The following is a 23,345-nucleotide window of genomic DNA, read 5'->3' as shown; positions in this document are numbered from 1 at the left end:
TTACAAAGTCTTCTCGAGATTCTTCAGATGCGTTGCGACACGCTGGCGAACTTCATCCGCCTCGCCCTCGGCCCATTTCCTGAACCCTTCCCCGGATTTCATGCCCAGCTTGCCCGCATCGACAAGCGCCCTGAGATAGGATGAAGGGCCCTTGTGCGCCTCAAGATCGTGCAGCACGTTTTCGTGGATATCGAGTGTCAGATCGGTGCCAACAAGGTCAGCGTTTTCCAACGGTCCAAGCACTGCCAGCCGGCGGCCAAAGCTGGACTTGATCACAGTATCAACCGCCTCTGCGTTGCAGATACCGTTTTCCACCAGGCTGACCGCTTCACGCCATAAGGCGTGCTGAAGCCGGTTTCCAATAAAGCCGGGCACATCCTTTTCGACCATCACCGGAGTTTTTCCGGCATCCTTCAATAGATCGTACATTGTCTGTGCAGTCTCTGGGTCTGTCCACTCAGTCTTGATGACCTCGACCAGCGGGATCATATGCGGCGGGTTCCACCAATGCGTTCCGATGGCTCGGTTTTTCAGCCGCAAACCAGACATGATCTGAGTGATCGGCATGACCGAAGTATTGGATGCGAGAATGCAAGTCTCCGGTGCGTGCGCCTCGATTTCAGCAAATATCGCTTGCTTAAGCTCCAATTTTTCCGGTGCCGCTTCGAAAACCGCGTCCGCATTTCGGACCGCGCTTTCCGTTGTCGCAAAGATCTCAATCATCTTGAGGGTCTTTGTGATTTTATCCTCGTCATCCCCCATCGCCGCCATACTGGTGCTAATGCGTTCTGACACCGTATCTCGGGCTTCTTTCACCGGATCCGTGATGGCGACGTATTGACCGGCCTTCGCTAAAGTCAGTGCAATGCCATGGCCCATAAGACCTGCGCCAACCACTGCCATCTGCTGCTTCTTACGAACCATCATTAACCCGCCGTATATCCACCGTCGGCATGAAGGATATGCCCGGTGTAAAAATCAGATGCCCTCGACGCGAGAAACAGGAGCGGACCTGCAAGGTCTTCTGGCTCACCCAGTCGCCCCTTGGGAACACGGGTAAGGAAGCCATCGCGCACCGCTTTGGCCTCGTCGGTTTCTTCGAACATCCAAGCTGTTAAAGGGGACCTGAACACTGTCGGCGCAATCGCGTTGACGGTAATTCCAGTCGGCCCGAGCTCACACCCCAAGGCTTTGGTGATCCCGTTTACTGCAGCCTTTGATGCGCAATACGCAGTATAGCCAGCCGGGTGGCCAAGGATACTGCGAGCGGAACTGACGAAGATGATCTTGCCATATTCGCTGACCTTCATCTGTTTCGCCGCCGAACGCGCGAGCAACCAGCTTTGATTGACGTTGGCATCCATTACCGCATCAAAGGTTTCGGGAGCCATTTCGTTGATTGGAGCGACTTTGTTCATGCCGGACGCGACGACGAGAATGTCCAGCTTGCCAAAACTGTTGACCGCTTCATCGACCAACGCGTCGCATGACGCCTCATCGTTTGGGCGTGTGTTCACTGTTACAACAGCAGCTCCGAGCTTCTCGCACTCTTTGGCAATCTCATCGAGCGCTTGTTGGTTGCCTGCTGCCAAAACCAAGTTGCACCCGGCCCCGGCAAGAACACGTGCGGCCACCATGCCAAAAGCCCCAGAGGCCCCCGTGATCAGTGCGACATTGTCCTTAACATCAAACATCTTGGGTGGATTAGACATACTATTCGTCCTCAGCTTTCTGGCGGGTACGGAATGACGACAAGCATCTTGCAGGTGTGGTTCGAACGGTTTTCAATTTTGCGCACTTCGCCCGGCGAGATCGTGCAGCTGTCCATGGGACCAAGAGTAGTTTCGGTGTCGTCTACGATGACGGTCATCTCGCCTTTCAAAACCACGTAGACCTTCTCGAACGGCGTAGAGTCCGGCCCTGCCCCGCCCCCAGGTAAGAATTGGCTGAAACCGACCCACTGATTTGTTGGCCCGCCTTCCTCAAACCCCTGCAGACGAAGCCCATGGCACCCAAAATGGTTCGGTGCTTCATAGGGTTGGGCGTCTGGAAAACGCTTCAGGTGCATATCCGTCTCCGTTCAAGGTTAATGGCGGCCGCCAGCGAACTGACGACCGGTCTGTGAGTGTTCAGAAGTCTTCGCCAGCTTCGATGCGGTAGGACTGGCTCTTGTCGATCATCGCCACCAAGCGGATGATGCAGCCATCACCACGGTCCCAGTTCCAAGGGAAGAATGCGAAGGTGCATCGCTTGCCGGTCACCGCATCAAGGTCACCGCCAACATTTTCAATTCCAAGAATACCTCTGGAGAACAGCATATTGTGCACCGGTTCCCACTCAGGGAAGTCAACTTCCCAAGGAGTTCCACCTGACCACTCAAGATATTCCTTCTCAAGATGCGGCATGATCGGACCGTTTCGCTGCGGGCCGATGGCTGTTGCCAGCGGGTGGTCGTTTGCCTGGGTGTCATGCCCGACAACTTTCACACCTTTTTCGATCATCCACTCGGCGGCTGAAGGAACAAGACCCGGGCAATAGGCGAAGTAGTCACCATCTTCGTACTGCTTGTGCCAACCGGTATTGATGATCAGAACGTCACCCTTGCGGATCGCGTGCCCGCAAGCCTTTTCCAGATCATCTCCTGTGATTTGTTCCCACTTCTTCTTGGGAACTGAAACCACCAGGCCTGAACCGAAGAAATGCGGCAGTGGCACCTCGTCGATGAACGGCGTTCCCTGAACCACGTGCGCAGGTGCATCGATATGCGTGGTCACATGCATGGTCGTAGTAATTGTTTGCGACAGGACGCCCGACTTCGCCATGTAGTGTTTCCGGTCGATCTGGACGTCCTTGAAGTACGGCCAGTTGGGGCACTGGAACCCGTATCTGTGACTCAGGTTATGAAACTCCAACCCCATGTCATTGTCGGTATTGCCCTGGAACTCGATACCGCGGATTTCAACCATTGGGCATATCTCCTCTGTTCGCCGACGATGCGGCGTTTGTCGCTTTGAATTGTATGGGTGGCCTCCCCACCTGTCCCGTATCATGATGCACGCGCACCGCAATGCGGTCAATATAAAACTCACATTACGGTTGACTTGCACCGTATCGCGATACAATGTGGCTGGATACTCGATACCGATATGCAGTGGCAGTACGAAGTGCGAGGGTGACTTAAGTGTCGGAAAAAAATGAAAAAGGTGGAATTCAGGTTATTTCACGAGCAGCTTCGATTCTGCGCGTATTGAAGGAAAGCCAATCTGGAATGAGCCTGGGGAAAATCGCCGAACGCGTCGACTTGCCCCGCTCTACGGTACAGAGAATCACAAGTGCCCTTGCTGAAGAAAAGTTTGTTATTGCCGACGCCAATGGAAGCGGGTTGCGGCTCGGCCCTGAACTGAACGTGCTCGCAGGCGCAGCTAACTACAATATTGTAGAACACTGCCGGCTTCTATTGACGGAACTGACCCAGAAAACCGGAGAAACCACAGACCTCGCAGTTATGCGTGGTATCGGTATGGTTTTTCTGGACCAGGTTCCGGGAGTTTACAGATTAACTACGGTCTCCCAAGTCGGGGAGGTTTTCCCATTGACCACGACGGCGAACGGAAAAGCATGCCTGGCGAAACTCAAGGCGGAGGATGCCATCAAGCTCATCCAAAACGAGTGGGACCGAAACGGCGTTAACAGAAGTCTCGAAGATTTCCTGGCTGAGTTGGACAAGATCCGAAAGCAGGGACTTGCTTACGACCTGGACGAACATTCAGCCGGCGTGTCGGCAATCGGATTTTCCTTTGTCGACTGGGTTGGGGATTTACACGCGATCTCAATTCCCGTCCCCACGACACGGTTTTCAAGACAAAGAGCCATCATCGAAAAAGCGCTGCTTGAGACAGCCGCCAATATACATCAAACTTTTCAGTGAGCTCGCAACTGAGATCCGGCTTCGGTGAAGTCGCGTACCCCAGTTGGCTCAAACGTCCACGATGGGCCCACATAGCCTCGGGACTAGGGTTTCTCGGCGAAGTAATGCACAGATTCCAAGGTCGACAAGGTTGCAAGCCAGATAACTCGTTCCCAAGCCGTTAACTTATCCTTGTGCTAGGGTGCTTTGGACAGTGTCACCAAAAATGCAGCTAAGTCTGCAACCTCCTGCTCAGTCAAATTCAACTCCGAGAGAATGGCTTCACCGTCGACGTGCAACCTTTCCGTATCAATTTCGCTGTAGTGTCGGATCACTGCTTCCAAATCAATCAGGCTGCCGTCATGCATGTAAGGCGCGGTTTCAGCCACGCCCCGCAGGCTTGGTGTACGAAAGGTTCCAAAATTAGAGTGACTCCTGCGTACACTGCGAACAACCCATGCACCTTGCTTATCCGGATCGTCGCTCCAGTCGCTATCCAGTGTGTAAGCGCTGGAGAGCAAAAAGTTCAATCCACCAAACCTCCCCTCATCGACTTCGGTTTCACTCAGAAAATATGGTACGCCAGCGTCATGGAACTCATTGTTGGAAAATCTCGGACCATTGTGGCACAACACACACTTTCCGCGGCCCAAAAAGAGTTGAAGACCTCGCTGGGCAGGTTCGGGATAGTTCGCCGCCATAGCCAAATCGCGGCGTTCCAATGCATCACGAAAATCGTCAAACTGAGTCCGGTCCGTAGCCAACGTTTCCAAGTAGGCGGATAGAGTTTTGGCAGTGTTCACCAGCACGAGTTCTGGATCTTGTGTCTGGATGTCGCCAAACATGGCTTCAAATTCATCAATGTAGCTACTTTCAGAGATAGCTGTTTTCAGGCTTTCTTTACTGTGTGCCATCTCTTGTTCTTCGATGATCGGATGCAGACTAGCTGCCCAAAGACTGTCACTCTTGCCGCCCCATCCATACCACCGGAGACCAGCAAGGTTCCGCAGTGATGGAGAGTTTCGATCTAGCAAGACACGGCCGAGCGCTCGCGCCTCGAACGTTGTAAATGCCTGTTCTGGATCATGACAACTTGCGCAGGAAAAAGCACCGTCGACGGACAACACCGGATCGTTGAACAAGGCCGCGCCCAGCGCAATTGCTCTTGTATCGTTTGAAACCCTATTACTTGGATCCGATTGGAACGATGGCGGCCACGGCCCGAAGGGTAGCGTTTGTTGGATTTGGTCTTCTGATAACAAGACCTCTGCACGCGCTGCACCTGTCAGAACAAACAACGCTGTTGTCACCAACACCTTCATTTTAGCATGATGTTAGAAGTGTAGGACACCGATCGATCGCCGAAGCCGACGTCAACTTGCAGTTCCCACAGACCCGGCATGTGAAACAGCATGTTATCAACACGGAATACTCCATCGCCCAATGCGGTGACCTTAGGGGTATAGTTCAAGCCATGTTGATGAGCGGGCATTAGTGCATCAACACGCATCTCGCTTACGTCAGTATTGTCGCAAACGGTAATGAGAATGGAAAACGGTTGGGCCAATGGAATTTCATCGACTGTAACATGCACCTTGGGTGCGTTTTGAGTTTCCGAACCCATGCGTTGTCCTGTCGCTTCACAAGCAACGGCCGCGCCGGACGATACTAGAAACCAGAAAGCCCAGCGGATCATTCTGATGCCAGTAAACGTTCTGCATTGGCATACGCGATATTGTCCGCGATCTGGTCTGGAAGCAAATCCAACCATTGGCGTGAAAAATCTGCATGAGAGCCGACGTAGTACCAACGCTCCGGGGCGAATGTATCTGTACCAACCATGAACCGATCAGGGTGCGCTTCGAACGCAGCCCTCCAATCCGGGTCGAGACGGCCGCGCGAGGCCATATCCGAACGAATCGCCAGATCGGCCCAAAGCCTGGGATAAGTGTCTAGGGCATCGACCACACTGGCCGGGTCGTCAAAGCCAGAATGGGCCCACAGAACCCGAGCCTCTGGCCATGTTTCGAAGATCAGGTCAACCGCTTCGCGATCACCGTGGTGGTGCAGAATTAGGTTCCGCTCCTTTGCCAGTGCGATCATACGCTGGATAACTGGCGTTTTAATGTCGTTTCCATAAGCGTGGAATTCACCGATGGCTTCGTATTTGTTCTTTGCCAGATTTGCTTCCAGATAATCGATTACGGTTTCATCATGCATCCAGGTGTTGATCTCACCGCGACGACGATAAGGGCGAAGGGCCGGAACAACGATGTCCGGCGCTGCGGCCAATAGCAATTGGGTACCATTGTCATCCGAGCTGGAAACCAGTGCTTTCCGCACACCTGCGTCCCGAAGGATTTTGGCCACTTGTTCGGGTGGAACCAGTTTGACGGCATCATGGCTGTAATGAATATGTGCATCGAAGATCGGTCGCTCTTCTGCGATCGCCGCTGCGCTGAGCACCACTGCAACTAAAAGGAAGATATATTTTAACACTTCAAGCATCCTCAACAGCATTCAGACTCTGGCTAGCTTCACATCGAACTTTACGTGCAAGAAAGGTTCAGTGATCTTGCCAGAAAGTTCCATGCCTTCGGGAAATTCTGAAGCTGGCCGTTCAACATAGGTCATCACCAGATCGTCCCGTACACCAAACACTGTATCCTGATCCAGATAAGGATCATCGTCCGGAAAAATCTCAGTAACCAAAGATCTGTGGCCAGGCGCCTTGACGATAAAGTGCAGGTGCGAAGGTCGCCAGGGATGGCGGCCGCAGGCGCGCAGGATGTCCCCGACAGGCCCATCTGACGGCACCGTGTATTCAACTGGCTTGACGGTCGTGAATGCATACTTACCGTCGTCACCGGTGGTCATCAGGCCATGAAAAGAATAGGTGTCCTGTTCTTCATCCTGGCTTGCATACATTCCATTTGGCGCCGTTTGCCAGATGTCGAGTTCCGCACCGGCAATCTGATTACCCTCGACATCCCGGATAACGCCCTCGGCCAGCAGAACCGGCCCACCGTAGTGACGCTTCATATCACCACCGAATGGCAGTGGCGGTGCGCCAGAGACGTGAAAAGGCCCAAGAACGGACGAGCTTGTGGCGTCTGGAGTTGAATGGAGCATGTCCACGAGCGATGACAGGCCCAATACGTCCGAGGCCAAGATAAACTCATGCCTGTCTTCGGTTTCCACAGCGGCACACCCTTCCAAAAATGCAATTCCCCTGCGCCATTCGTCATGCGTCAGGTTAGTTTCACGGGCGAAATCGTGGAGGTGCTTGACCAGAGATCCCATGATTTCACGCATCCGCGGATCGGTGTCTTTGGACAGGTATCCCATGAACACTTCGGTGATATTGTCTTTGGTGACAGAGCGCATCTTGGCCTCCTTAAATCAGGGCAAGGCTGAGGATCGGGAACTCGATCAGAATGAACAGGACGATTAGCATCACAAAGGCGAAGGGCAGCGCGCCCATAAACACGTCTTTCAGCGAGATGCGGTCGTCGTTGATCGTGGATTTGATAACAAAACACGATATGCCTAAAGGCGGAGTCAAAAGCCCGATTTCGGCTCCGACCACGGTGATGATCCCGAACCAGATCAGCGACATATCCAGCGCTTCGGCCATGGGCAGGAACAACGGGACAACAATCAGGATGATGGATGCCGTGTCGAGCAATGTTCCCAAAAACAGCATCAGCAAGACATATAGCAGCATGATCGACCAAAAGGACGCTGAATTCCCCGCAAGTAAGTCCTGCAACTGATTGGGCAGCCCCGCAAGTCCCAGCATGCGGCTGTAGATCGAAGCCGCAGTGATCAGGAACAAAATCGCCGCCGTGATATGACCGGTTTCCAGCAACGCGTCCCAGAACGCTTTTGGGGACATGGAACTGCGTAAGACCGCGATAATCAACGCGACAAATGCCCCGGCTGCTCCTGCCTCGACCGCAGTAAGCCAGCCGGTGTAGATCCCACCAAGAACGATAGTGATGATGCACAGCGTTGGTAGCGTTTTGGATGCGATCTCGCGGCCGGACATCCATTCGGTATCTTCGACGATGCGGCCACCGACGAACGCCGGTGTGAAACGGCCCATGGCCCAGATCGCGCCAACATAGGCGATCGCCAGCATGATCCCGGGAATGACCCCGGCAAGGAACATGTCCCCTACGGATTGTTCAGCAACAAAGGAGTAGATGATCAGCATCGCGGAAGGCGGGATGATCATGCCCAAAACCGAAGACCCAGCCACCACGCCAACAGCAAAGCGCGGATTGTAGGCTTGTGACATCATCTGCGGTACTGAGACTTTGGTGAACACCGATGCCGATGCAATGGACGACCCGGTCACCGCGGCAAAGACCGCGTTGGCTCCGACCGTGGCCATTCCAATGCCGCCTTTGACCTTGCGAAACCGCATGGTCATGACTTCGTAAATGTCCCTGCCCAAACCGGCCTTCGAGACGATGAGCCCCATAAAGGTAAACAGTGGGATAGTTGCGAAACTGTATTCCATCGCGCTGTCGCCGACCGCCACTTTCAGCAGGTTAAGCGCAAGCGTGAAATTGTCCCGCATTAGCCAGATCGACACGAACGAGACGACGCCCAGCGCTATGGGAATGTAGACGCCTGCGTAGATCAAAAAGACGATGGCAACGACCGAGATCAGGCCAATCTCAATCGGCGTCATTCTGCGGCCCCGTCATGTTCAGGAGTGCGGATAAGTTGCGGGCGGTCCTGCGCCGTGACGACCTTGAGCAGGAAGATCACGCAGGCAAGCGCAGTACCGCACGCAATGACCAGTTTGACTGGCCACCAGGGTAATGTGAAAAGACCGGGCACTCCGAAGTAGTCCTGCGTCTGCCACATGTTTAGGAATTCAGGGAATGTCACATAGGCGATCAATGCCATGAAGATGGCCGAGATGGCATTGATGATGCGCCTCAGGTTTGCAGTTAGACCGGGGCGACGATGGTGCAGCAGGTTCAGGAACCCGTCCGAACGTGTCAATCGGTCCACTCTGACCACGTCTGCCAACTGCAGAAAGACGATCAACACGACCGAAAACTGAACCATCTCATAAGTGCCGCGCAAAGGGGCTGAAAACAGACCACGCGCGATAACATCGACATTCAGAACAACCACCAACGCCAGGACGACGAGCGTACCCAAAGCATTGGCGGCGATTGCTAGAGAATTGGCGACCCGCGACAGGGCAGCAACTGCGGTCTTCAGCATGAGGGGCCCCTTTCGTGGATCGCCGGACGGTTATTCGGCCGTCCAGTCACGCACTCCGGTGAAACCGGCGTCTTGAAGCTTGCCAAGGTAGGCGGCCAGCATTTCCGTTCCTTGTTCGCCGTTGTCATTCAGCGTCGCGGCCCATTCCTGCGCGACATTCGGCATGGCGTTTGCCCATGCGGCGCGGTCTTCGTCCGAAACCTCGACGATCGTTCCACCGGCCTCAACGTAAGCATCCCGCGAACTTGAACGTCTTCGCCGCTTCGGGCCACAGCATTCCACAATCAACCAGACCCGTCTGAAGCATGTTGTAGAAATCGGTCAGCCCACCACGCACACCTGCCGCATCCTTGATGCCTTCGAGATACCGCAAGTTGAGACCGGCACCGGCAATCTTGCGCCCCTCTAGGTCCGAAACGGAAGCAACCGGTTCCGTGCAGAAAATCTGATATGTGTCGAGGACAACACCCGTGGCCAGATACACCTGGTTCTGTGCGGCAAACTCGTTCTGCATCGCCGGGTATTCGCGTGCGATTTCATCTACGGCCTTGGCCACGGCACGGGAATCCGATGCCACAAAGGGTGTCGATCCCGAAATACCCTGGCTGGGCAGCTTCGAGGAATGGAAGATTGTTGTCACGATACCGATGTCGCCAAGGCCCAGCTGGATTCCTTCCAGAACGCCTTTCGGCTTTACGATTGAACCGCCATAATTTTCTTGCCAGTTCATCTTGTAGTTGCCGGATTCGGCCAGTCGCTTGTCCACTTCCGGAATGAAGAAGCTGGTGAATTCTTTCACCCACAATGCCCGGTCTGGGTAGCCGTCGATGACAACGGCAGAAATAGTTTCTTCTGCTGCGGCGGGCAGCGCCATGACGCTTGCCAGAGCAGCTCCGATAAGGCTGCGTTTGGTCCAGATTTTCATTTCTCTCCTCCCAGAAAGTCGGGCCTTTTGTCTTTATTTGTTTGTTTTGACCCAGTTGACGGTCAGGTCCGTGCCTGCCGCTTCAAATAGTTTTGCGATGGCGCAATACTTGGCTGTCTCTTCACCCACGCGTGTCAGCTCCTCCTGACTGGCGGGCGTGTCACACTTCACGGTGAGTTCGATTTCAGGAAACGGAACATCGATTTCCTCCTCCATGAGAACACCGCGCCGATCCAACCTGCATTTCGCATCGATTGTCACCGTGCCAAGATCAATCCCGAACCGGTGCGCGTTCTTGTGCCCAATGACATTCGTACAGGCGATCAGGGCTGCCATTGCGGTTTCGGTCGGAGACGGGCCAAGATTTGTTCCGCCGCGTTCGACGGGTTCGTCGACAACCACATCAAGATCGCGAATTGGGATCTCGGTACGCGCATGTGTCGGGCATTGAGCTGTCGTGCGGTAAGTCACGACAGGTTTCACTTTCATGGCCACAGGGTTACCTCCTCATGCATAAGAGCAAACCTTTTCGAATGGGAAACGTGGAAGCTTCTGGAACAAACCGGTCTCGTCCGCGTAGCCCAGATTGCAAAGAAAATTGGACTTGAGCGTCGTGCCAGCGAAGAACTCCTCGTCGACGATCTTGTTCGAAAAGCCTGACATGGCGCCGACGTCCAACCCGACAGCCCGGGCCGCAATCATGAAGTACGCGCCCTGCAGAGTGCCGTTTCGGTAGGCTGTGTCCGCTACGTATTCGGGTTTGTTTTCAAACAAAGGCCGACGATCTTCGTGCGGGAAAAGAAACGGCAGTTCCTTCCAGAAGTCCAAGTCATAGGCAATGATCGCCGTGACCGGTGCATCCATCATCTTTGGCACGTTCTTTGGCTTCAACGACTTGGCAAGCCGCTCTTTTCCCTCTGCACTTTTCACGAAAATAAAGCGCGCAGGCAACGTATTCATGCTGGTCGCGCCGTTGATCGTGATGTCGTAGATCTCTTCAAGTATGTCGTCAGAAACAGGCTTGTCGTTCCACGCGTAATGCGATCTGGATTCGCGCAAGATCAAGGCGATCGCGTCATCCGACAAACGTGGAATGCGATCGCGCAGATCGCGATGATCCTGCTGCGCCTTGGCGCGAAGTGCCTCCAGCTCTGCCCCGGTTGGTGCACTCATGCCGCAGCCACCCTTGATTTGGCGTCCTTTTCGTCGATGACCGGGCTGGCGCAAATTCCGATGCCTTCAATTTCGACTTCGACGGTTTCACCCGGCTTCAGCCAACGTGGATTGGGTTTTTTGGCGTGACCGACACCCGGTGGTGTGCCCAACGCAATCAAGTCTCCAGGCTCCAGAGTGGTGTATTCCGAAATCGTCGCAATGACCTGACGAACGCCCCAGATCATGTTGGCGGTGTTCGAGCTTTGTAGGATTTCATCGCCCACGCGGCTTTCGATCTTCAGACCGGACGCCCCTTCAGGCAGTTCGTCCGGCGTTACGGTGAAAGGACCGATCGCGCCCGTATCATCGAAGTTTTTGCCAGGCGTCCATTGAACTGTTTTGCGCTGATAGTCCCGCAGCGACCCGTCGTTGAACACGGTGTAACCAAAGACATAATCCAATGCGTCCTCTTCCGAGATATGCCGACCTCGTTTTCCGACAATCAGCATAAGCTCGGCTTCGTAGTCCAGCTTCTCAGAACAGGCAGGCCGCACCATGGGCTGCCCAGCCGCCATGATCGAGTTTTTCCCGCGCATGAACAGCGTCGGGTACTCGGGGATGTCGTAACCACCTTCCTTAATGTGGTCCGTGTAGTTCAAACCCATGCAAATGATTGTGCCGGGCGAGGCCACGGGCAATGCCGGTGTGATAGACGACACAGGTACACTATCTGCAGCGGCGATTTTGTCAGCCATTGAGCCGGCCAATCCCGGCATACCTATCAAACCCATCAGATCGGAACCGATGGCAGGGTCCAAAGCCGTTAGATTCACTGCGTTTTCACCGTTTACGGCAAAAACCGCCGTGCCTTCCGAAGTTTCTCCCACCAAGCATTTCATTTTTCACCATCCATGTCAGTTCGCTTGATTTTTGCCGACTATTTTGCCATGTGTCAAATAATATCGATATTCTTGGAGACCCCGATGGTTGCTTGGGCAGATTACAAATCAGAAGCGAAAAGCCGTGGCGCACTGGCACTGGAGCTTTATGTTGCACTCAGCACACCAGCCAAAGCGCCAGAAGACGTAAAGGCGTCAGTTCCAGATCACTTGGCGTATCAGGCGGATCTTGAACGCTCGGGGCAGTTGGCTTTTGCCGGACCGATGTCGGATGAGACCGGTGATCATATGCAAGGGGTTGGCCTGATCATCTATCGCGCCGAAAGTCTTGAGGCCGCGCGGAAGCTGGCCGAGGACGACCCCATGCACAAAAGCGGGGCGCGCAGCTTTGTACTTCGACGCTGGATGATCAACGAAGGCTCGCTGAACATTTCAGTTGGTCTATCGACGGGAACAAGCGCCCTCAGTTAAGAGCACCCAAGAGTTTGCGCCGCGAAAAAGGAAAAGTCGGATATGGACGCCATACTAGATACCGAGGGCAAAGAAACATCAGCCACTCATGGTGCATATCGAAGGTTGCGCGAAATGATCCTGACAGGCGAATTGCCCCCAGGGCAGAAACTCAAGATCGAGCAACTCCGCAAGCTTCTGAACACTGGCGCTAGTCCGATACGTGAGGCGCTTAGCCTGTTAACTTCGGACATGCTGGTCGAGCGGATTGACCAGCGCGGGTTCAAGGCTGCACCGGTCAGCAAGTGTAATTTCGAAGAAATCCTTCTACTGCGTTGCAACCTCGAAGAAACCGCGCTGCGCGCGTCTATCTTCAACGCGGATGCGACCTGGGAGGATCGGCTTGTTTTGCGTCACCACCATATGAAAAGGGCCGGCCAAAACGGGTCACACGACTTCGAGCACGCGCACAAAGCGTTTCATATGGCCTTACTGGATAATTCGAAACTGCCGTTGCTGCTACGGTATTGTTCGCAGCTATACGACCTGAACATTCGCTACCGTTATCTAGCGGCCGGCGGGTCGAGCTACAAAAAGCGGAACATCGCCGCCGAGCATCAGCTGATTATGGACGCTGCATTGGACCGAGACGCGGATGCCGCAAGCCGGCATTTGATCGATCACTACTGTCGAACGGGTGAATACCTGAGCAGTCAGATGGGCTCATGATATGCAACGGAATTCGTTTCTGGTCGATCTGCTGAACCAATTGCTGGACCGCCCCGGCAAAACGCGCGGCAAGAATGACAAATGATCCACTACTGAGCTATGTGACGCGCTTTTGCCCGCCGAAGCTGAAGACCTTGCCAAGCTGATCGACATCGCCGGGGAGCGCATTCCGGCGTGGCTCTGGTCCAGGTCCGCAAGCAATGACAAATCGGTGCTTGGGGTCGGTATCGAACGCGCCAGGCGCGAAAGTGGCTGATTCTCCTATCGATACGCGCGCATCGCATTTGCAAGGGAGGCTACGCTAGGAATGGTGTTGAGCTATCCCATTGATACGGCCCCGGAAGACAATCCCGATGATTTACCCGCTGCCATCGCGCCTTTTGTGGCGTTGGAACAGCTTTCGGTCGGCACGTGGTACATTAATGCCCTCGCGGTCTTTCCCCGTTATCGCGGCAGCGGGATCGGGACGATATTGCTTCGCGCAGCCGAGAAACAAGCGCAGGCAGCCGACTATGCGCAGATAAGCGTTCAGGTTTACGCGCAAAACAGCAGCGCGGTACGACTTTACTCCAGACTTGGGTACGATAAAGACGCGCACAGTCCTGTGCGAGACCATCCTTGCCAGCCATATTATACTGGTGACGTACTAATGCTGAAAAAGCAGATTGCCTGAGTGACGTGCCAAGAATGATTGGGAAAGCAATGACAGAAACACTGAATCCACCGATGGTTCGATCCCCAGCGAACAAAACATTCTCGATCTGCCTTGCTGAAATCCTGAAGGCAGATGTGAAGGACATCCCCCGCGCGTCCACCGGTTTGGGCTTGAACTATATTGGGTATTGGCTGGCGGCACAGAACCTAGCTTTGATCCCTGTCCATGAACCAGCCGCATTCCAGTGGGCTGGCTGGTGGATCGGGCGATTGGAAGGCGGTGACGGATATGTCGTGATGGCCGGAACCCCCTCCGGTGTCGCCTGGGTGCCGCCAGGTGTAATCTGTGGATCGGGTGAGGTCATCGAAGGGTGGGTAATTGCCCCGCCGGCCCTTTCGTTTCCGTCACGAGGCGCCAATCAGGGAACTGTCGAGGCGATCTACCGGTTCGCGGATTCGGGCGCGCCCGGTGAAGAGCTGAAAAGTGCTCAGCTCATCGCGGGCGTCGGAATGGAAGGGGATCGTTATGCTCTGGGTAAGGGACATTTCCAAAGCGAAGGTCGCTGGGGCCAGGCGCTCACCCTCATCGAATCCGAGACCTTCGAGGCGCTCGCGTCCGAACATGGTGTCGTTATGGCACCGGTCGAGACGCGGCGGAACATCGTCACACGTAACATTGATCTCAACGCCCTCATGGGGAAACGATTCCGCATTGCCGACGTTCTGTGCCAGGGATCACGGCTGGCTGAACCTTGTGCCTGGCTGCAAAGGACCACGCCCAAGGGAATGCTGCGCGGCCTTGTGCATCGCGGGGGGCTGCGTGCCGATATCCTGGAGGATGGGCTGATAGAAGCGGGAGATCCAATTCTACCAGATACTTCCACCTAATCCGAAGCAGAGCGCTCATGCCGCCCCGCCGACACGAAATGTGCTTCCTTGCTCTTGGCTGTTCGCTTCGGAGTTGGCGGTCGTGGGTTGCTCTGACCTCGCTTCAGATGCCAGTGGACCTTTCGTAACAGATGCTCGACAGCGTTTTTCTTAAGCGTTCGACCATACGCTGCGACGAAGTCAGATAATTTCATGCGTTTTAACCTGGGTTAATTCCTGACTGCTGCCGTTTGCATAGTTTGCGCTCAAACCATGGACGCAAAAGGAGTAACGGCATGGATATCAAAAACAAGCACATCGTTATCACCGGCGGCGCGTCGGGCCTGGGTCTAGAGCTGCTGCGGCAGCTTGAGGCTGACAACCACATCTCGGTCATCGCACGACCCTCTGCCGGGGTGGATCTGCTGCGCAAAGCTTATCCCGATGTGAGCATTTATGAGGCGGACCTCGCCGATCTAGATGCAGTCGAAACAGCCGCCGATGCACTGGCCAAGACGGGTCAGCCCATAGACATGCTGATCAATAATGCGGCGGTTCAATACACGCCCCGCTTCACGGATACAAACTTCCGCTACGAGACGATACGCCGGGAAATTGACGTCAATTTCACCTCAGTTTGTGTGTTGGTGCATCTGCTGTTGCCCAACCTGATGCAATCGCCATCCAGCACGATTGTGAATATCAACTCTGGTCTGGCGCTGGCGCCCAAAGCGGATTCCGCGATCTATTGCGCGACCAAAGGCGCTTTGAACATCTTTTCCCAGTCGCTGGCCTATCAGTTAGAGGGCAGCAATGTCGGCGTGAAACAGGTTTTCTTGCCCTTGGTCGACACCTCAATGACCAAGGGCCGGGGGAGCAACAAGTTGGCACCGCAAGAGGCCGCCACAGAGATCATCGAAGGGTTGTTATCACCCCGTGCAAATATCGACGTGGGCAAGGTCAAGGCCTTGCGGTTGATTCAACGGATCGCGCCAAGCGTGGCCACCCGTATTATGAAGGCGGCCTGAAGAATGAAACCACTTATCAAAGTAATGCTCATCCTGGGTTGCCTCTTCGCGCTTACCTTTGTTGCGGGCCGGTTGCTTGGTATCCTGACTGTCGAAAATGTTCAGAACTGGCTGGAATGGGCGGCTCGGGTGGACCCGCTTGTGGTCGCAGGGATCATCGTTTTGCTGCTCTTCGCAGATCTTTTTGTCGCTGTGCCCACACTCACGATCACAATACTCGCTGGTTTTTTGCTGGGCTTTCCAATGGGGGCTGCCGCTGCCTTTACCGGGATGTCACTGGCCGCGTTCTCCGGCTATGGGATCAGCCGTATCTGGGGTCAGCGCGGGATCGCCTTTCTGGTTAGAGATGCGGATGACCGCGCGGCGCTGACCAACTCCTTCCAGTCCGGTGGGCCGTTTATGATCATGCTGTCCCGCGCCGTCCCAATCGTGACCGAAGTTTCCGCTTGTATGGCCGGCGCAACACGCATGCCTCTCGCGCACTACTGCACATTCTTTGCTGTTGGCACCGTGCCTTATGTCTTGATCGCGACCTATGCGGGGTCAATCAGCTCGCTCGACGATCCGGCACCGACTATCATCGCGGTGCTCGGGTTGAATGCTGTGTTGTGGACGTCATGGGTCGTTTTCAATCGGCGCGGAAAAGAGCAGAGTGCCTAAGACACAGCGCTCCCCTACCGACGTGGAGCGGCCATTCATCCGCAGCGCAACATTTTGCAGTAAGGGCTGCTAGAAGACCTTAGAGGCAGCGCGGCATCCCGTGACATGATCCCGCATCAACGTCGGGATGTCGTTTTGGGAGGGCATGGCAGATCGGAGGATCAGTCATGGAAACAGCTAGCTTACCTGCCATTCGCGCACTTCGCCGTGTTTGGCACAAGGGCCGAATAACTGATCAGAAGCTGCCGCTGGAACCAAGGCACGTCTCGGCGATCAGGGTTCGACTTGAACTTGCCGAGAACCACCGCGATCTTGCTCTCTTCAATATGGAAATCGATAGCAAGCGTCGCGGCTGTGATCTGGTGAAGATGAAAGTCGCCGTCATCATTGCATCGGGTCAGATCAGCGAACGGGCTTTGGGAATGCAGAGCAAGACTCAGAGTCGTGTGCGCTTTGAGATATCTGAGGCGACGCGCTCGTCCGTCGAGAAATGGATCGAAGACGAACTCATGATGGGGTCGGAATACCTTTGGCCTGATCGATTTCATGGGCGGCTGCACATTCGACCCGCCTATATGCGCGGATCGTTAGAGATTGCGTCACATCAATCGTTCTTGAAGCTAGCGCCTGTGACAAACACACGATGCGCCGCCCAAAGGTCACGCAGATCTACAAGAAAACGGACAATCTGCGTGCGGTTCGCACCCTTGCTGCTCGGCCACGCAAAGATGGATAGCAAGGTTCGCTATCCTGGCTTAGGGCTCGAAGACGCATTGGCCATCGCGGAAGCCATAGAAATCTAGCTTGATCGGGCAGCCTACATGGGCAGCCCGGAGCTCGCCTTCATCGTATCGTCAACAGCTGCGGTGCAGCTTCACCAAAGCCGTTGCTCATTTTTAATACCACCCGTTCTTTCGTCCGCCGCTTTGAACGGTCAATGCGGCAGACGAACTCTTATGAGTAATCGTAGGCTGCCGGCACAAATTCATACCTTCCAGCCAATTGATCGACATAGCCAAAGCCGGGGAACTCGAGATGCGCTCCGGTAACTTGCAAGCTATCTGCCGCGGCGCGATCCAGCATTTTGGCACGTGTCGCAGTGGTTTGAGCAGGATCCATATCAAACGCGACAAGCCAATCGGGATTGTCAAATTGCAATCTTGGAAGATGGATCAAATCGCCCCAAAATAGAAGGTTGTCGCCACGGCTGTGCAACTGGAAACCAGCATGGCCTGGCGTGTGGCCTGGCATTGAAATAGCCTGAATTCCGGGCAACACCTCCTCGTCGTGTCCAAAAAGTACAACTTGTTCCAAGTAGGGCATGGTCGCGCTGCGCGCAATTTGCACAAACGATTGAACTTGATCTGGAAGCGCATCCGCTGCCGCCCCATGCCAAAACTCCCACTCGATCTTATTCACAAGAATCTCTGCATTCGGGAACTGGCGCTCAGCGCCAGCCATCATGCCACCAACATGATCAGGATGTAGATGGGTTATGAGCACAGCGTCGATGTCAGTTGGGTCGATACCCGCCTGCTTCAAAGCTTCATGATATCCGCCAGTTTTTGGCGAGAACCCCGGCAGCGTTCCAGTGTCGATGGCAATCTTTTTGCTGCCTGTGTCAATGACATGCCCCAGGACCGGTAAAGGTCGCGTCCCGCTGAACGGCGGCAAATGCTGGCGTTTGAGGGCTTGATCGGCAGCCTCCTGATCAAAGCCGACGATCAAATCTGGCCCGACATCGATTGTGCCGTCCAGCAGGACAATGACATCGACATCCCCGACACGCCGCTTGGAATAGGACGGCAAGCTACCAGCAACTACACCGCAGTCAGCGGCCTGTAACAAAGTTGGTTTTGCTAAGAAGGGCGTTGCCAATGTAGTGGTGCCAACCATTGTCAAAAGGTTTCTGCGTGTGACTTTCATAAGTATTTCCTATGTCTTCTATTGTCTTTTTTCCCAACCGCAGATGTAATGACCTGATATATTGGAAACCAGCTCACATTGCCTTATGTCTGGTATAAGCATTACTTAGGGGTAAAATGGATCGCTTGGGATATCTGGAAAGTTTCCTTGAAGTCTTGGATCAAGGCTCATTGAGCGCTGCCGCACGAGCCCGCAACGTCAGCCAGCCAGCCATAAGCCAGCAAATGGCCGCTCTCGAAGCGGATTTCGGCACCCCGTTGCTGCAGCGCACTACATCTGGCGCAATGGCAACACGTGCAGGTAGCATCGTTGCAAGACATGCTTCTGACATGGTCGCCACACACCAGCGGATGCGCGCTGATATTTCCGCACTGGCCACTACTGCTGGTGGAGAACTGCGCATCAGTATCAGCAAAGTGATGGGGGAAAATCCGGTCGGAGATGCGATACAGGAGTTGCATGCCGCATATCCAGACATGAAGCTAACGGTCAAAGTCGAAGACCGCCTGGTTGACGTGGTCAGAGAAGGATATGACTTGGCGCTCAGGACCGGTGAAATCGGTGACGCCAATGCGATTGTCCGCAAGATTGGCCAGTTTGAAACAGTTCTGGTCGCAGCACCATCGTACTTAGATCGCTTTGGCCGGCCGAAGCATCACTCTGAAATGGGCCAACATGCCTTTATTCAATACGCCGATCATCGCGTTTATGGTTTTCACGCCATACGCAAGGACAGTCATGAGGCCGAGATCGAACTGGTGACCAAGCTGATTGTGGATACGCCCTCACATCTGATGAACGCGTTGGTGGATGGCTTGGGATATGCTCGACTGCCACGCGTCTTGGCGGATGAATTCCTTAAGAAGGGATCATTGGAAATCATGCTGGCAGACTACACCATAGAACCAAAAGACATCTATCTTGTGTATCCCCATCGACATGCCATTACGGAAAGCACGCGAGTTGTAGTCAATGCCATCTATCAAGGCCTGACCAACTACGGCGGAACGCATGTCATTCAGCATCAGGACCTGCAGCCAGTGCGTTAGGTGCTCAGACTAAATGTTGTCGTTCTGTGAGATACGGTCCATTGTTGATATCCGTGCCGCGCGCAGCATTTTGTTTGATCAGATGGTGGCTTTGCGGACCAAGCGGCTAGAATGTGAAGGTCTGTTATAGCAGAAGTGAGACCACAATGAGGTCAAAAAAATCAGCAAAAGCATAGGAAGATAAGGGGCGGGTGTGCCACGACCAGTCACATTAGGTTGGAGCGATTGTGCACCATAGAGGGCCGCAATTGCCCCAGTCCAAAAGAAAGAGTGCCGAGTTGATGGCTCATGTGACGCCGACCCTGGCGGGCGCAGGTTATCGGTCGGCGACCGAATTTTGATAGGCCTCGAGTCTCGCAATCAATTCTGCACCAACCGACACTTGGTTTCTTGCACAGAACTCTGCCCAAACGGCACCATAGGGAAGGTCCTTGAGCTCCTCGGTTAGGGCCAGTCTGGCGGAGAAATCTAGCTTGTCCTCTGCTGCCCGTAAGGTCTCCCACGGTTTAAGAAGAGCTTGTAACAAGGCTTTTTGCATGTTGCGGGTCCCAATTACCCATGCGGCTGTACGGCTAATCGTGGCGTCAAAAAAATCCAACCCGATGTGAGTGCGACCAAGAAGGTCTGCACTGACCAATTCGTGAGCCATTGCGAGCATGTCATCGTTTAGGAGGATTACGTGGTCACTGTCCCATCTCATGGGGCGCGACACGTGCAACAGGATCTCCGGCATTGAGAGTGATACGGCTGACAGCTTGTCGGCGATGTTTTCAGTGGGATGAAAGTGCCCCATGTCCAGACACAATAGCGTGCCCTTTCGGATCGCGTAGCCGAGATAGAATTCGTGGCTGCCCACAGTGCAGGCCTCGACACCAATGCCGAAGAGCTTGGATTCAACGGCGTCCAACATGTTGTCCTTCGCTTGCAACAGCATTGAATCCAACGAAGCCTCAAGCCGCGCCCTGGCCGCCATACGGTCGACTGGGATGTCTTTGTAGCCATCGGGCACCCAAATGTTGTTGACCGATGGCGACCCGAGTTCCTCGCCCATCTTTGAAGCGATGTCGCGTGTGCGACGACCGTGTTCGATCCAGAAGTCACGGATGCCCTCGTCAGGGTGAGATAGCGTAAGATTGTCGTCGGCTTTGGCGTGCGCAAAGAAGGTTGGGTTAAAGTCCAGTCCGATGCCTTGGTTCTTCGCCCAGTCGACCCAAGGGGCGAAATGGCGGTATTCGATTTCGTCGCGATCAGGGGTCTCTTCTGTGTCCAGATACATGGCGTGCAGGTTGAGCCGGTGCTTGCCTGGAATTTGCGAATAGGCGAACTCCAAATCGGCTCGAAGTTCGTCGGGATTGCGTGCCCGCCCGGGATGGTTTCCCGTCGCTTGTATGCCACCGCCGGACGAGCTGGTCTGGTTTTCAAATCCGACAACGTCGTCGCCTTGCCAGCAATGGACCGAAATCGGGATGTCCTTCAGGCGATCGATTGCGGCCTCGGTATTGACGCCCCAATCCGCAAACTGTTCTTTAGCGCTCTCGTAACCCATTCTTTTACCTCTTTACCGCGTGAACGCCTGAACATTGCCCGCGTCGACGTTCAGGATATTGCCGGTTGATTTGGAGGAGGTTTCGGCTGCGAAGAAATAGCAAGCCTCCGCAATGTCCTCTGGCAAGACGGCGCGCTTTAGCATCGACCGGTTGCGATACATCTCCTCAAGGCCTTCTTTGTCGGTGCCATAGGTCGATGCACGCTGGTCTAACCAATCGCCTTCCCAGATCTTAGAACCTCGCAGAACAGCATCCGGGTTCACGACATTGACCCGGATCCCGGCTTCAGCGCCCTCAAGAGCAAGACAACGAGCGAGGTGGATTTCCGAGGCCTTAGCCGTGCAATAGGCCGACGCGTTAGGCGATGCCGCAAGCCCGTTTTTCGAGGCGACGAAGACAATCGACCCGCCCATGTCCTGCACTCGCATCACCTTGAAGGTCTCGCGGCTGACCAGGAAGTAACCGGTCGACAAAACATCCATGTTCCGGTTCCAAAGCTCCAGCGAGGTTTCCTCGACCGGAGCGGAAGACGCGATGCCTGCGTTCGAGACCAGGATGTCGATACCGCCGAATTCGACAGCTGTTTCGGCAATGGCGCATGCCACTCCAGCTTCGTCGGTCACATCCATTAGAGTAGAGCGCAGCACATCCTTACCGAATCTCTGCTTCAGCGCGTTTTCCGTGGATGCAAGACTGTCAGCGTTGATATCGGCGAGCATTACGCACGCGCCCTCTGCCAAGTAGCGCTCCGCCGTTGCCGACCCAATCCCACCCGCGCCGCCCGTGACCATCGCCACGCGACCGGCAAGCGATTTGGGCCCGGGCATGCGTTGAAGCTTAGCTTCTTCCAAGAGCCAGTATTCGATGTCGAAGGCTTCCTGTTCGGGTAGCCCGCAGTATTCGCTCACCGCGCTTGCCCCTCGCATCACGTTGATTGCGTTGACATAGAACTCGGCAGATATCCGGGCGGTCGCTCTGTCCTTGGCAAAGGTGATCATGCCGACACCCGGAATCAGGTAGACAACCGCGTTAGGGTCGCGAAGTTTGGGCGAATTGTCGTGTTTGCAACGCTCATAATAAGCCGCGTAGTCGTCGCGATAGGCGGCGACTTGCGCCGGAAGGCCGGCCAGGACCGCGTCGATGTTTTTCTTTACAGGATCGAAGCCGACAACGAGGGGGCGGATTTTCGTCCTAAGAAAGTGATCAGGGCAAGAGGTGCCAAGCGCCGCGAGGGGTTCCATGTCCTTGGCATTTACAAACTCAAGCACGGCATCGCTGTCGCTGAAATGCCCAACCATATGCTGATTGTCGCTCACGAACCCGCGGATTGCAGGCATTAGGCGCGCAGCAATGGCGCGACGCTCAGATGGTGCAAGGCTCTCATGCTTTTCGCCACCAAAAGCTGGAACATCAGCTGTGCGCTTTGCCAACCAACCGGTTGCGACATTGATCACGTCGATCGTACAATCGTAGCAGTCCTTGGCGGTATCAGCCCATGTGAAGAGACCATGGCTCTCCAGAACCACACCGTCGGCATCGGGGTTTTCAAGGCAGAATTTCTCCAGCCAAATGCCTAGCTCATAGCCGGGACGCTTCCAGGGCAACCAGCCAATACGGGTTCCAAAAATTTCTTGGGTCAGCGCACGTGAGTTTCGTGATGCCGCAATTGCAATGATCGCATCTGCGTGGACGTGATCAACATGTTTGCGCGGCACATAGGCATGCAGCGGGGTGTCGATGGATGCCGCCCGCGGATTTAGTTTGAAGGTGCAGTGCGGCAGATAACCGACCATCTCGTCTTCAAACTCCACACCTCTGTAGAGCCCTTTTAGAGCAGTCAGCTTATCCATGTAGAGCGTCGCGAATCCATCAAGCTTCATCGAACCGATGTCACCCCCTGATCCTTTGACCCAAAGGACTTCGACATCCTTGCCACTCAACGGATCTGTCTCGATGATCTTCGCTGAAGTGTTCCCACCGCCGTAGTTCGTTACGCGTTTGTCTGATCCAAGGATATTTGAACGGTACAGCAGTAAATCCGATTCGGACATTCCTGCCGCAACACTCTTATCCCACCGGTTCTCCAGAAGCTGATTCTCTACCGATTTCAACATGTTGCCCTCGCTGTTGCCTGGATTCGGCGGTGACTTTGTGTTCCGTTTAGCCTTGCCTTGATCCGGCAATATGTCAATCAATAACGATCAATATCGATCATGCCGCACCGCAGAATGATCGATATTGACTGAAAATGATTGACAGATGCACCGAATCTGCGCACCGTTCAAGACATGGGAGGCGT

The 23,345-nt window shown here is 54.5% G+C and carries 26 protein-coding genes and 1 pseudogene; 9 read left to right on the top strand and 18 right to left on the bottom strand.

The features are described 5' to 3' along the window. The 4 genes from ACR0BU_RS03625 to ACR0BU_RS03610 form a co-directional block, all read right to left on the bottom strand. Entirely contained in the window at window positions 1–927 is a 927-nt protein-coding gene (locus ACR0BU_RS03625; RefSeq protein WP_480736196.1) for a 3-hydroxyacyl-CoA dehydrogenase family protein, read from the bottom strand. Then, on the bottom strand, window positions 927–1,712 hold the full coding sequence (locus ACR0BU_RS03620; protein ID WP_480736198.1) for an SDR family NAD(P)-dependent oxidoreductase: 786 nt from the start codon (window positions 1,710–1,712) through the stop codon (window positions 927–929). The genes ACR0BU_RS03625 and ACR0BU_RS03620 overlap by 1 nt, the downstream gene beginning before the upstream one ends. Window positions 1,713–1,723: 11 nt before the next feature. After that, window positions 1,724–2,068, bottom strand: coding sequence for a cupin domain-containing protein (locus tag ACR0BU_RS03615; protein ID WP_480736199.1), 345 nt, complete (start codon window positions 2,066–2,068; stop codon window positions 1,724–1,726). 61 nt (window positions 2,069–2,129) lie between these two features. Beyond that, window positions 2,130–2,966 (bottom strand): cyclase family protein, encoded by an 837-nt coding sequence (locus ACR0BU_RS03610; protein ID WP_480736201.1) that lies wholly within the window; start codon window positions 2,964–2,966, stop codon window positions 2,130–2,132. Between the two features lie 215 nt (window positions 2,967–3,181). On the opposite strand from ACR0BU_RS03610, the gene ACR0BU_RS03605 reads away from it, so the two are divergent. Beyond that, window positions 3,182–3,928 carry an IclR family transcriptional regulator gene (locus ACR0BU_RS03605; protein WP_298934002.1) on the top strand — a complete coding sequence of 249 codons (747 nt, stop codon included), beginning with the start codon at window positions 3,182–3,184 and terminating at the stop codon, window positions 3,926–3,928. A gap of 176 nt (window positions 3,929–4,104) precedes the next feature. Here the strand turns inward: ACR0BU_RS03605 and ACR0BU_RS03600 are convergent, their stop codons facing one another. The 11 genes from ACR0BU_RS03600 to ACR0BU_RS03550 all read right to left on the bottom strand — a co-directional run bounded on the left by ACR0BU_RS03600 (window position 4,105) and on the right by ACR0BU_RS03550 (window position 12,136). Continuing rightward, complete coding sequence (locus ACR0BU_RS03600) at window positions 4,105–5,229, bottom strand: cytochrome-c peroxidase (protein WP_480736203.1); 1,125 nt, start codon at window positions 5,227–5,229, stop codon at window positions 4,105–4,107. Next, window positions 5,226–5,531, bottom strand: a complete 306-nt coding sequence (locus ACR0BU_RS03595) for a FixH family protein (RefSeq protein WP_480736205.1) — start codon at window positions 5,529–5,531, stop codon at window positions 5,226–5,228. Before ACR0BU_RS03595 ends, ACR0BU_RS03600 begins: the two co-directional genes overlap by 4 nt. Window positions 5,532–5,599: 68 nt before the next feature. After that, the gene (locus ACR0BU_RS03590) at window positions 5,600–6,415 is read right to left on the bottom strand and encodes an amidohydrolase family protein (RefSeq protein WP_480755736.1); all 816 of its coding nucleotides are present in this window, start codon (window positions 6,413–6,415) and stop codon (window positions 5,600–5,602) included. Between the two features lie 12 nt (window positions 6,416–6,427). Continuing rightward, window positions 6,428–7,294, bottom strand: a complete 867-nt coding sequence (locus ACR0BU_RS03585; RefSeq protein ID WP_300071640.1) for a dioxygenase family protein — start codon at window positions 7,292–7,294, stop codon at window positions 6,428–6,430. A gap of 10 nt (window positions 7,295–7,304) precedes the next feature. Next, entirely contained in the window at window positions 7,305–8,609 is a 1,305-nt protein-coding gene (locus ACR0BU_RS03580) for a TRAP transporter large permease (RefSeq protein WP_299886646.1), read from the bottom strand. Then, window positions 8,606–9,157, bottom strand: coding sequence for a TRAP transporter small permease subunit (locus ACR0BU_RS03575; RefSeq protein WP_480736207.1), 552 nt, complete (start codon window positions 9,155–9,157; stop codon window positions 8,606–8,608). Before ACR0BU_RS03575 ends, ACR0BU_RS03580 begins: the two co-directional genes overlap by 4 nt. Before the next feature lie 30 nt (window positions 9,158–9,187). After that, window positions 9,188–9,322: a hypothetical protein gene (locus ACR0BU_RS03570; protein WP_480736209.1), complete on the bottom strand. Its 135-nt coding sequence runs from the start codon at window positions 9,320–9,322 to the stop codon at window positions 9,188–9,190. A 58-nt stretch (window positions 9,323–9,380) separates the two neighbouring features. Then, window positions 9,381–10,082, bottom strand: a complete 702-nt coding sequence (locus tag ACR0BU_RS03565; protein ID WP_480736211.1) for a type 2 periplasmic-binding domain-containing protein — start codon at window positions 10,080–10,082, stop codon at window positions 9,381–9,383. Between the two features lie 33 nt (window positions 10,083–10,115). Continuing rightward, window positions 10,116–10,571, bottom strand: a complete 456-nt coding sequence (locus ACR0BU_RS03560) for an OsmC family protein (RefSeq protein WP_300071775.1) — start codon at window positions 10,569–10,571, stop codon at window positions 10,116–10,118. Window positions 10,572–10,589: 18 nt separating this feature from the next. Further along, window positions 10,590–11,255: a malonic semialdehyde reductase gene (locus tag ACR0BU_RS03555; RefSeq protein ID WP_299077484.1), complete on the bottom strand. Its 666-nt coding sequence runs from the start codon at window positions 11,253–11,255 to the stop codon at window positions 10,590–10,592. After that, the gene (locus tag ACR0BU_RS03550; protein ID WP_480736213.1) at window positions 11,252–12,136 is read right to left on the bottom strand and encodes a fumarylacetoacetate hydrolase family protein; all 885 of its coding nucleotides are present in this window, start codon (window positions 12,134–12,136) and stop codon (window positions 11,252–11,254) included. Before ACR0BU_RS03550 ends, ACR0BU_RS03555 begins: the two co-directional genes overlap by 4 nt. An 84-nt stretch (window positions 12,137–12,220) precedes the next feature. On the opposite strand from ACR0BU_RS03550, the gene ACR0BU_RS03545 reads away from it, so the two are divergent. From ACR0BU_RS03545 to ACR0BU_RS03515, 7 genes and pseudogenes are all read left to right on the top strand, one after another. Next, the gene (locus tag ACR0BU_RS03545) at window positions 12,221–12,607 is read left to right on the top strand and encodes a YciI family protein (protein ID WP_299077491.1); all 387 of its coding nucleotides are present in this window, start codon (window positions 12,221–12,223) and stop codon (window positions 12,605–12,607) included. Window positions 12,608–12,649: 42 nt separating this feature from the next. Next, complete coding sequence (locus ACR0BU_RS03540) at window positions 12,650–13,315, top strand: GntR family transcriptional regulator (protein WP_480736215.1); 666 nt, start codon at window positions 12,650–12,652, stop codon at window positions 13,313–13,315. 313 nt (window positions 13,316–13,628) lie between these two features. Beyond that, window positions 13,629–13,988: a GNAT family N-acetyltransferase gene (locus ACR0BU_RS03535; protein ID WP_480736218.1), complete on the top strand. Its 360-nt coding sequence runs from the start codon at window positions 13,629–13,631 to the stop codon at window positions 13,986–13,988. Between the two features lie 29 nt (window positions 13,989–14,017). After that, the gene (locus tag ACR0BU_RS03530) at window positions 14,018–14,857 is read left to right on the top strand and encodes an MOSC domain-containing protein (RefSeq protein ID WP_480736220.1); all 840 of its coding nucleotides are present in this window, start codon (window positions 14,018–14,020) and stop codon (window positions 14,855–14,857) included. 275 nt (window positions 14,858–15,132) lie between these two features. Next, the gene (locus tag ACR0BU_RS03525; protein WP_480736222.1) at window positions 15,133–15,864 is read left to right on the top strand and encodes an SDR family oxidoreductase; all 732 of its coding nucleotides are present in this window, start codon (window positions 15,133–15,135) and stop codon (window positions 15,862–15,864) included. Between the two features lie 3 nt (window positions 15,865–15,867). After that, complete coding sequence (locus ACR0BU_RS03520; RefSeq protein ID WP_480736223.1) at window positions 15,868–16,524, top strand: TVP38/TMEM64 family protein; 657 nt, start codon at window positions 15,868–15,870, stop codon at window positions 16,522–16,524. A gap of 167 nt (window positions 16,525–16,691) precedes the next feature. Continuing rightward, a pseudogene (locus ACR0BU_RS03515) lies at window positions 16,692–17,327 on the top strand (site-specific integrase). A 151-nt stretch (window positions 17,328–17,478) separates the two neighbouring features. On the opposite strand, the gene ACR0BU_RS03510 reads toward ACR0BU_RS03515, so the two are convergent. Further along, window positions 17,479–18,252 (bottom strand): MBL fold metallo-hydrolase, encoded by a 774-nt coding sequence (locus ACR0BU_RS03510; RefSeq protein ID WP_480736225.1) that lies wholly within the window; start codon window positions 18,250–18,252, stop codon window positions 17,479–17,481. Window positions 18,253–18,566: 314 nt separating this feature from the next. Between ACR0BU_RS03510 and ACR0BU_RS03505 the strand changes: the two genes are divergently transcribed. Beyond that, complete coding sequence (locus tag ACR0BU_RS03505; protein WP_480736227.1) at window positions 18,567–19,499, top strand: LysR family transcriptional regulator; 933 nt, start codon at window positions 18,567–18,569, stop codon at window positions 19,497–19,499. 316 nt (window positions 19,500–19,815) lie between these two features. On the opposite strand, the gene ACR0BU_RS03500 is transcribed toward ACR0BU_RS03505, so the two are convergent. Together ACR0BU_RS03500 and ACR0BU_RS03495 are read right to left on the bottom strand one after the other, a co-directional pair. After that, entirely contained in the window at window positions 19,816–21,045 is a 1,230-nt protein-coding gene (locus ACR0BU_RS03500) for an L-rhamnose isomerase (protein ID WP_480736229.1), read from the bottom strand. Window positions 21,046–21,057: 12 nt separating this feature from the next. Continuing rightward, window positions 21,058–23,160 (bottom strand): bifunctional rhamnulose-1-phosphate aldolase/short-chain dehydrogenase, encoded by a 2,103-nt coding sequence (locus ACR0BU_RS03495; RefSeq protein ID WP_480736230.1) that lies wholly within the window; start codon window positions 23,158–23,160, stop codon window positions 21,058–21,060. Between the last annotated feature and the right edge of the window lie 185 nt (window positions 23,161–23,345).

Source organism: Ruegeria sp. CK2, from assembly GCF_056536585.1.
Note: the sequence above shows the minus strand (reverse complement) of the source record. Positions and strands in the feature narration are given on the sequence as shown.

Coding starts and splice junctions, on each gene's coding strand:
- ACR0BU_RS03625 (WP_480736196.1), bottom strand. CDS start 927: ATGATGGTTCGTAAGAAGCAGCAGATGGCAGTGGTTGGCGCAGGTCTT.
- ACR0BU_RS03620 (WP_480736198.1), bottom strand. CDS start 1,712: ATGTCTAATCCACCCAAGATGTTTGATGTTAAGGACAATGTCGCACTG.
- ACR0BU_RS03615 (WP_480736199.1), bottom strand. CDS start 2,068: ATGCACCTGAAGCGTTTTCCAGACGCCCAACCCTATGAAGCACCGAAC.
- ACR0BU_RS03610 (WP_480736201.1), bottom strand. CDS start 2,966: ATGGTTGAAATCCGCGGTATCGAGTTCCAGGGCAATACCGACAATGAC.
- ACR0BU_RS03600 (WP_480736203.1), bottom strand. CDS start 5,229: ATGAAGGTGTTGGTGACAACAGCGTTGTTTGTTCTGACAGGTGCAGCG.
- ACR0BU_RS03595 (WP_480736205.1), bottom strand. CDS start 5,531: ATGGGTTCGGAAACTCAAAACGCACCCAAGGTGCATGTTACAGTCGAT.
- ACR0BU_RS03590 (WP_480755736.1), bottom strand. CDS start 6,415: ATGCTTGAAGTGTTAAAATATATCTTCCTTTTAGTTGCAGTGGTGCTC.
- ACR0BU_RS03585 (WP_300071640.1), bottom strand. CDS start 7,294: ATGCGCTCTGTCACCAAAGACAATATCACCGAAGTGTTCATGGGATAC.
- ACR0BU_RS03580 (WP_299886646.1), bottom strand. CDS start 8,609: ATGACGCCGATTGAGATTGGCCTGATCTCGGTCGTTGCCATCGTCTTT.
- ACR0BU_RS03575 (WP_480736207.1), bottom strand. CDS start 9,157: ATGCTGAAGACCGCAGTTGCTGCCCTGTCGCGGGTCGCCAATTCTCTA.
- ACR0BU_RS03570 (WP_480736209.1), bottom strand. CDS start 9,322: ATGCCGAATGTCGCGCAGGAATGGGCCGCGACGCTGAATGACAACGGC.
- ACR0BU_RS03565 (WP_480736211.1), bottom strand. CDS start 10,082: ATGAAAATCTGGACCAAACGCAGCCTTATCGGAGCTGCTCTGGCAAGC.
- ACR0BU_RS03560 (WP_300071775.1), bottom strand. CDS start 10,571: ATGAAAGTGAAACCTGTCGTGACTTACCGCACGACAGCTCAATGCCCG.
- ACR0BU_RS03555 (WP_299077484.1), bottom strand. CDS start 11,255: ATGAGTGCACCAACCGGGGCAGAGCTGGAGGCACTTCGCGCCAAGGCG.
- ACR0BU_RS03550 (WP_480736213.1), bottom strand. CDS start 12,136: ATGAAATGCTTGGTGGGAGAAACTTCGGAAGGCACGGCGGTTTTTGCC.
- ACR0BU_RS03545 (WP_299077491.1), top strand. CDS start 12,221: ATGGTTGCTTGGGCAGATTACAAATCAGAAGCGAAAAGCCGTGGCGCA.
- ACR0BU_RS03540 (WP_480736215.1), top strand. CDS start 12,650: ATGGACGCCATACTAGATACCGAGGGCAAAGAAACATCAGCCACTCAT.
- ACR0BU_RS03530 (WP_480736220.1), top strand. CDS start 14,018: ATGACAGAAACACTGAATCCACCGATGGTTCGATCCCCAGCGAACAAA.
- ACR0BU_RS03525 (WP_480736222.1), top strand. CDS start 15,133: ATGGATATCAAAAACAAGCACATCGTTATCACCGGCGGCGCGTCGGGC.
- ACR0BU_RS03520 (WP_480736223.1), top strand. CDS start 15,868: ATGAAACCACTTATCAAAGTAATGCTCATCCTGGGTTGCCTCTTCGCG.
- ACR0BU_RS03505 (WP_480736227.1), top strand. CDS start 18,567: ATGGATCGCTTGGGATATCTGGAAAGTTTCCTTGAAGTCTTGGATCAA.
- ACR0BU_RS03500 (WP_480736229.1), bottom strand. CDS start 21,045: ATGGGTTACGAGAGCGCTAAAGAACAGTTTGCGGATTGGGGCGTCAAT.
- ACR0BU_RS03495 (WP_480736230.1), bottom strand. CDS start 23,160: ATGTTGAAATCGGTAGAGAATCAGCTTCTGGAGAACCGGTGGGATAAG.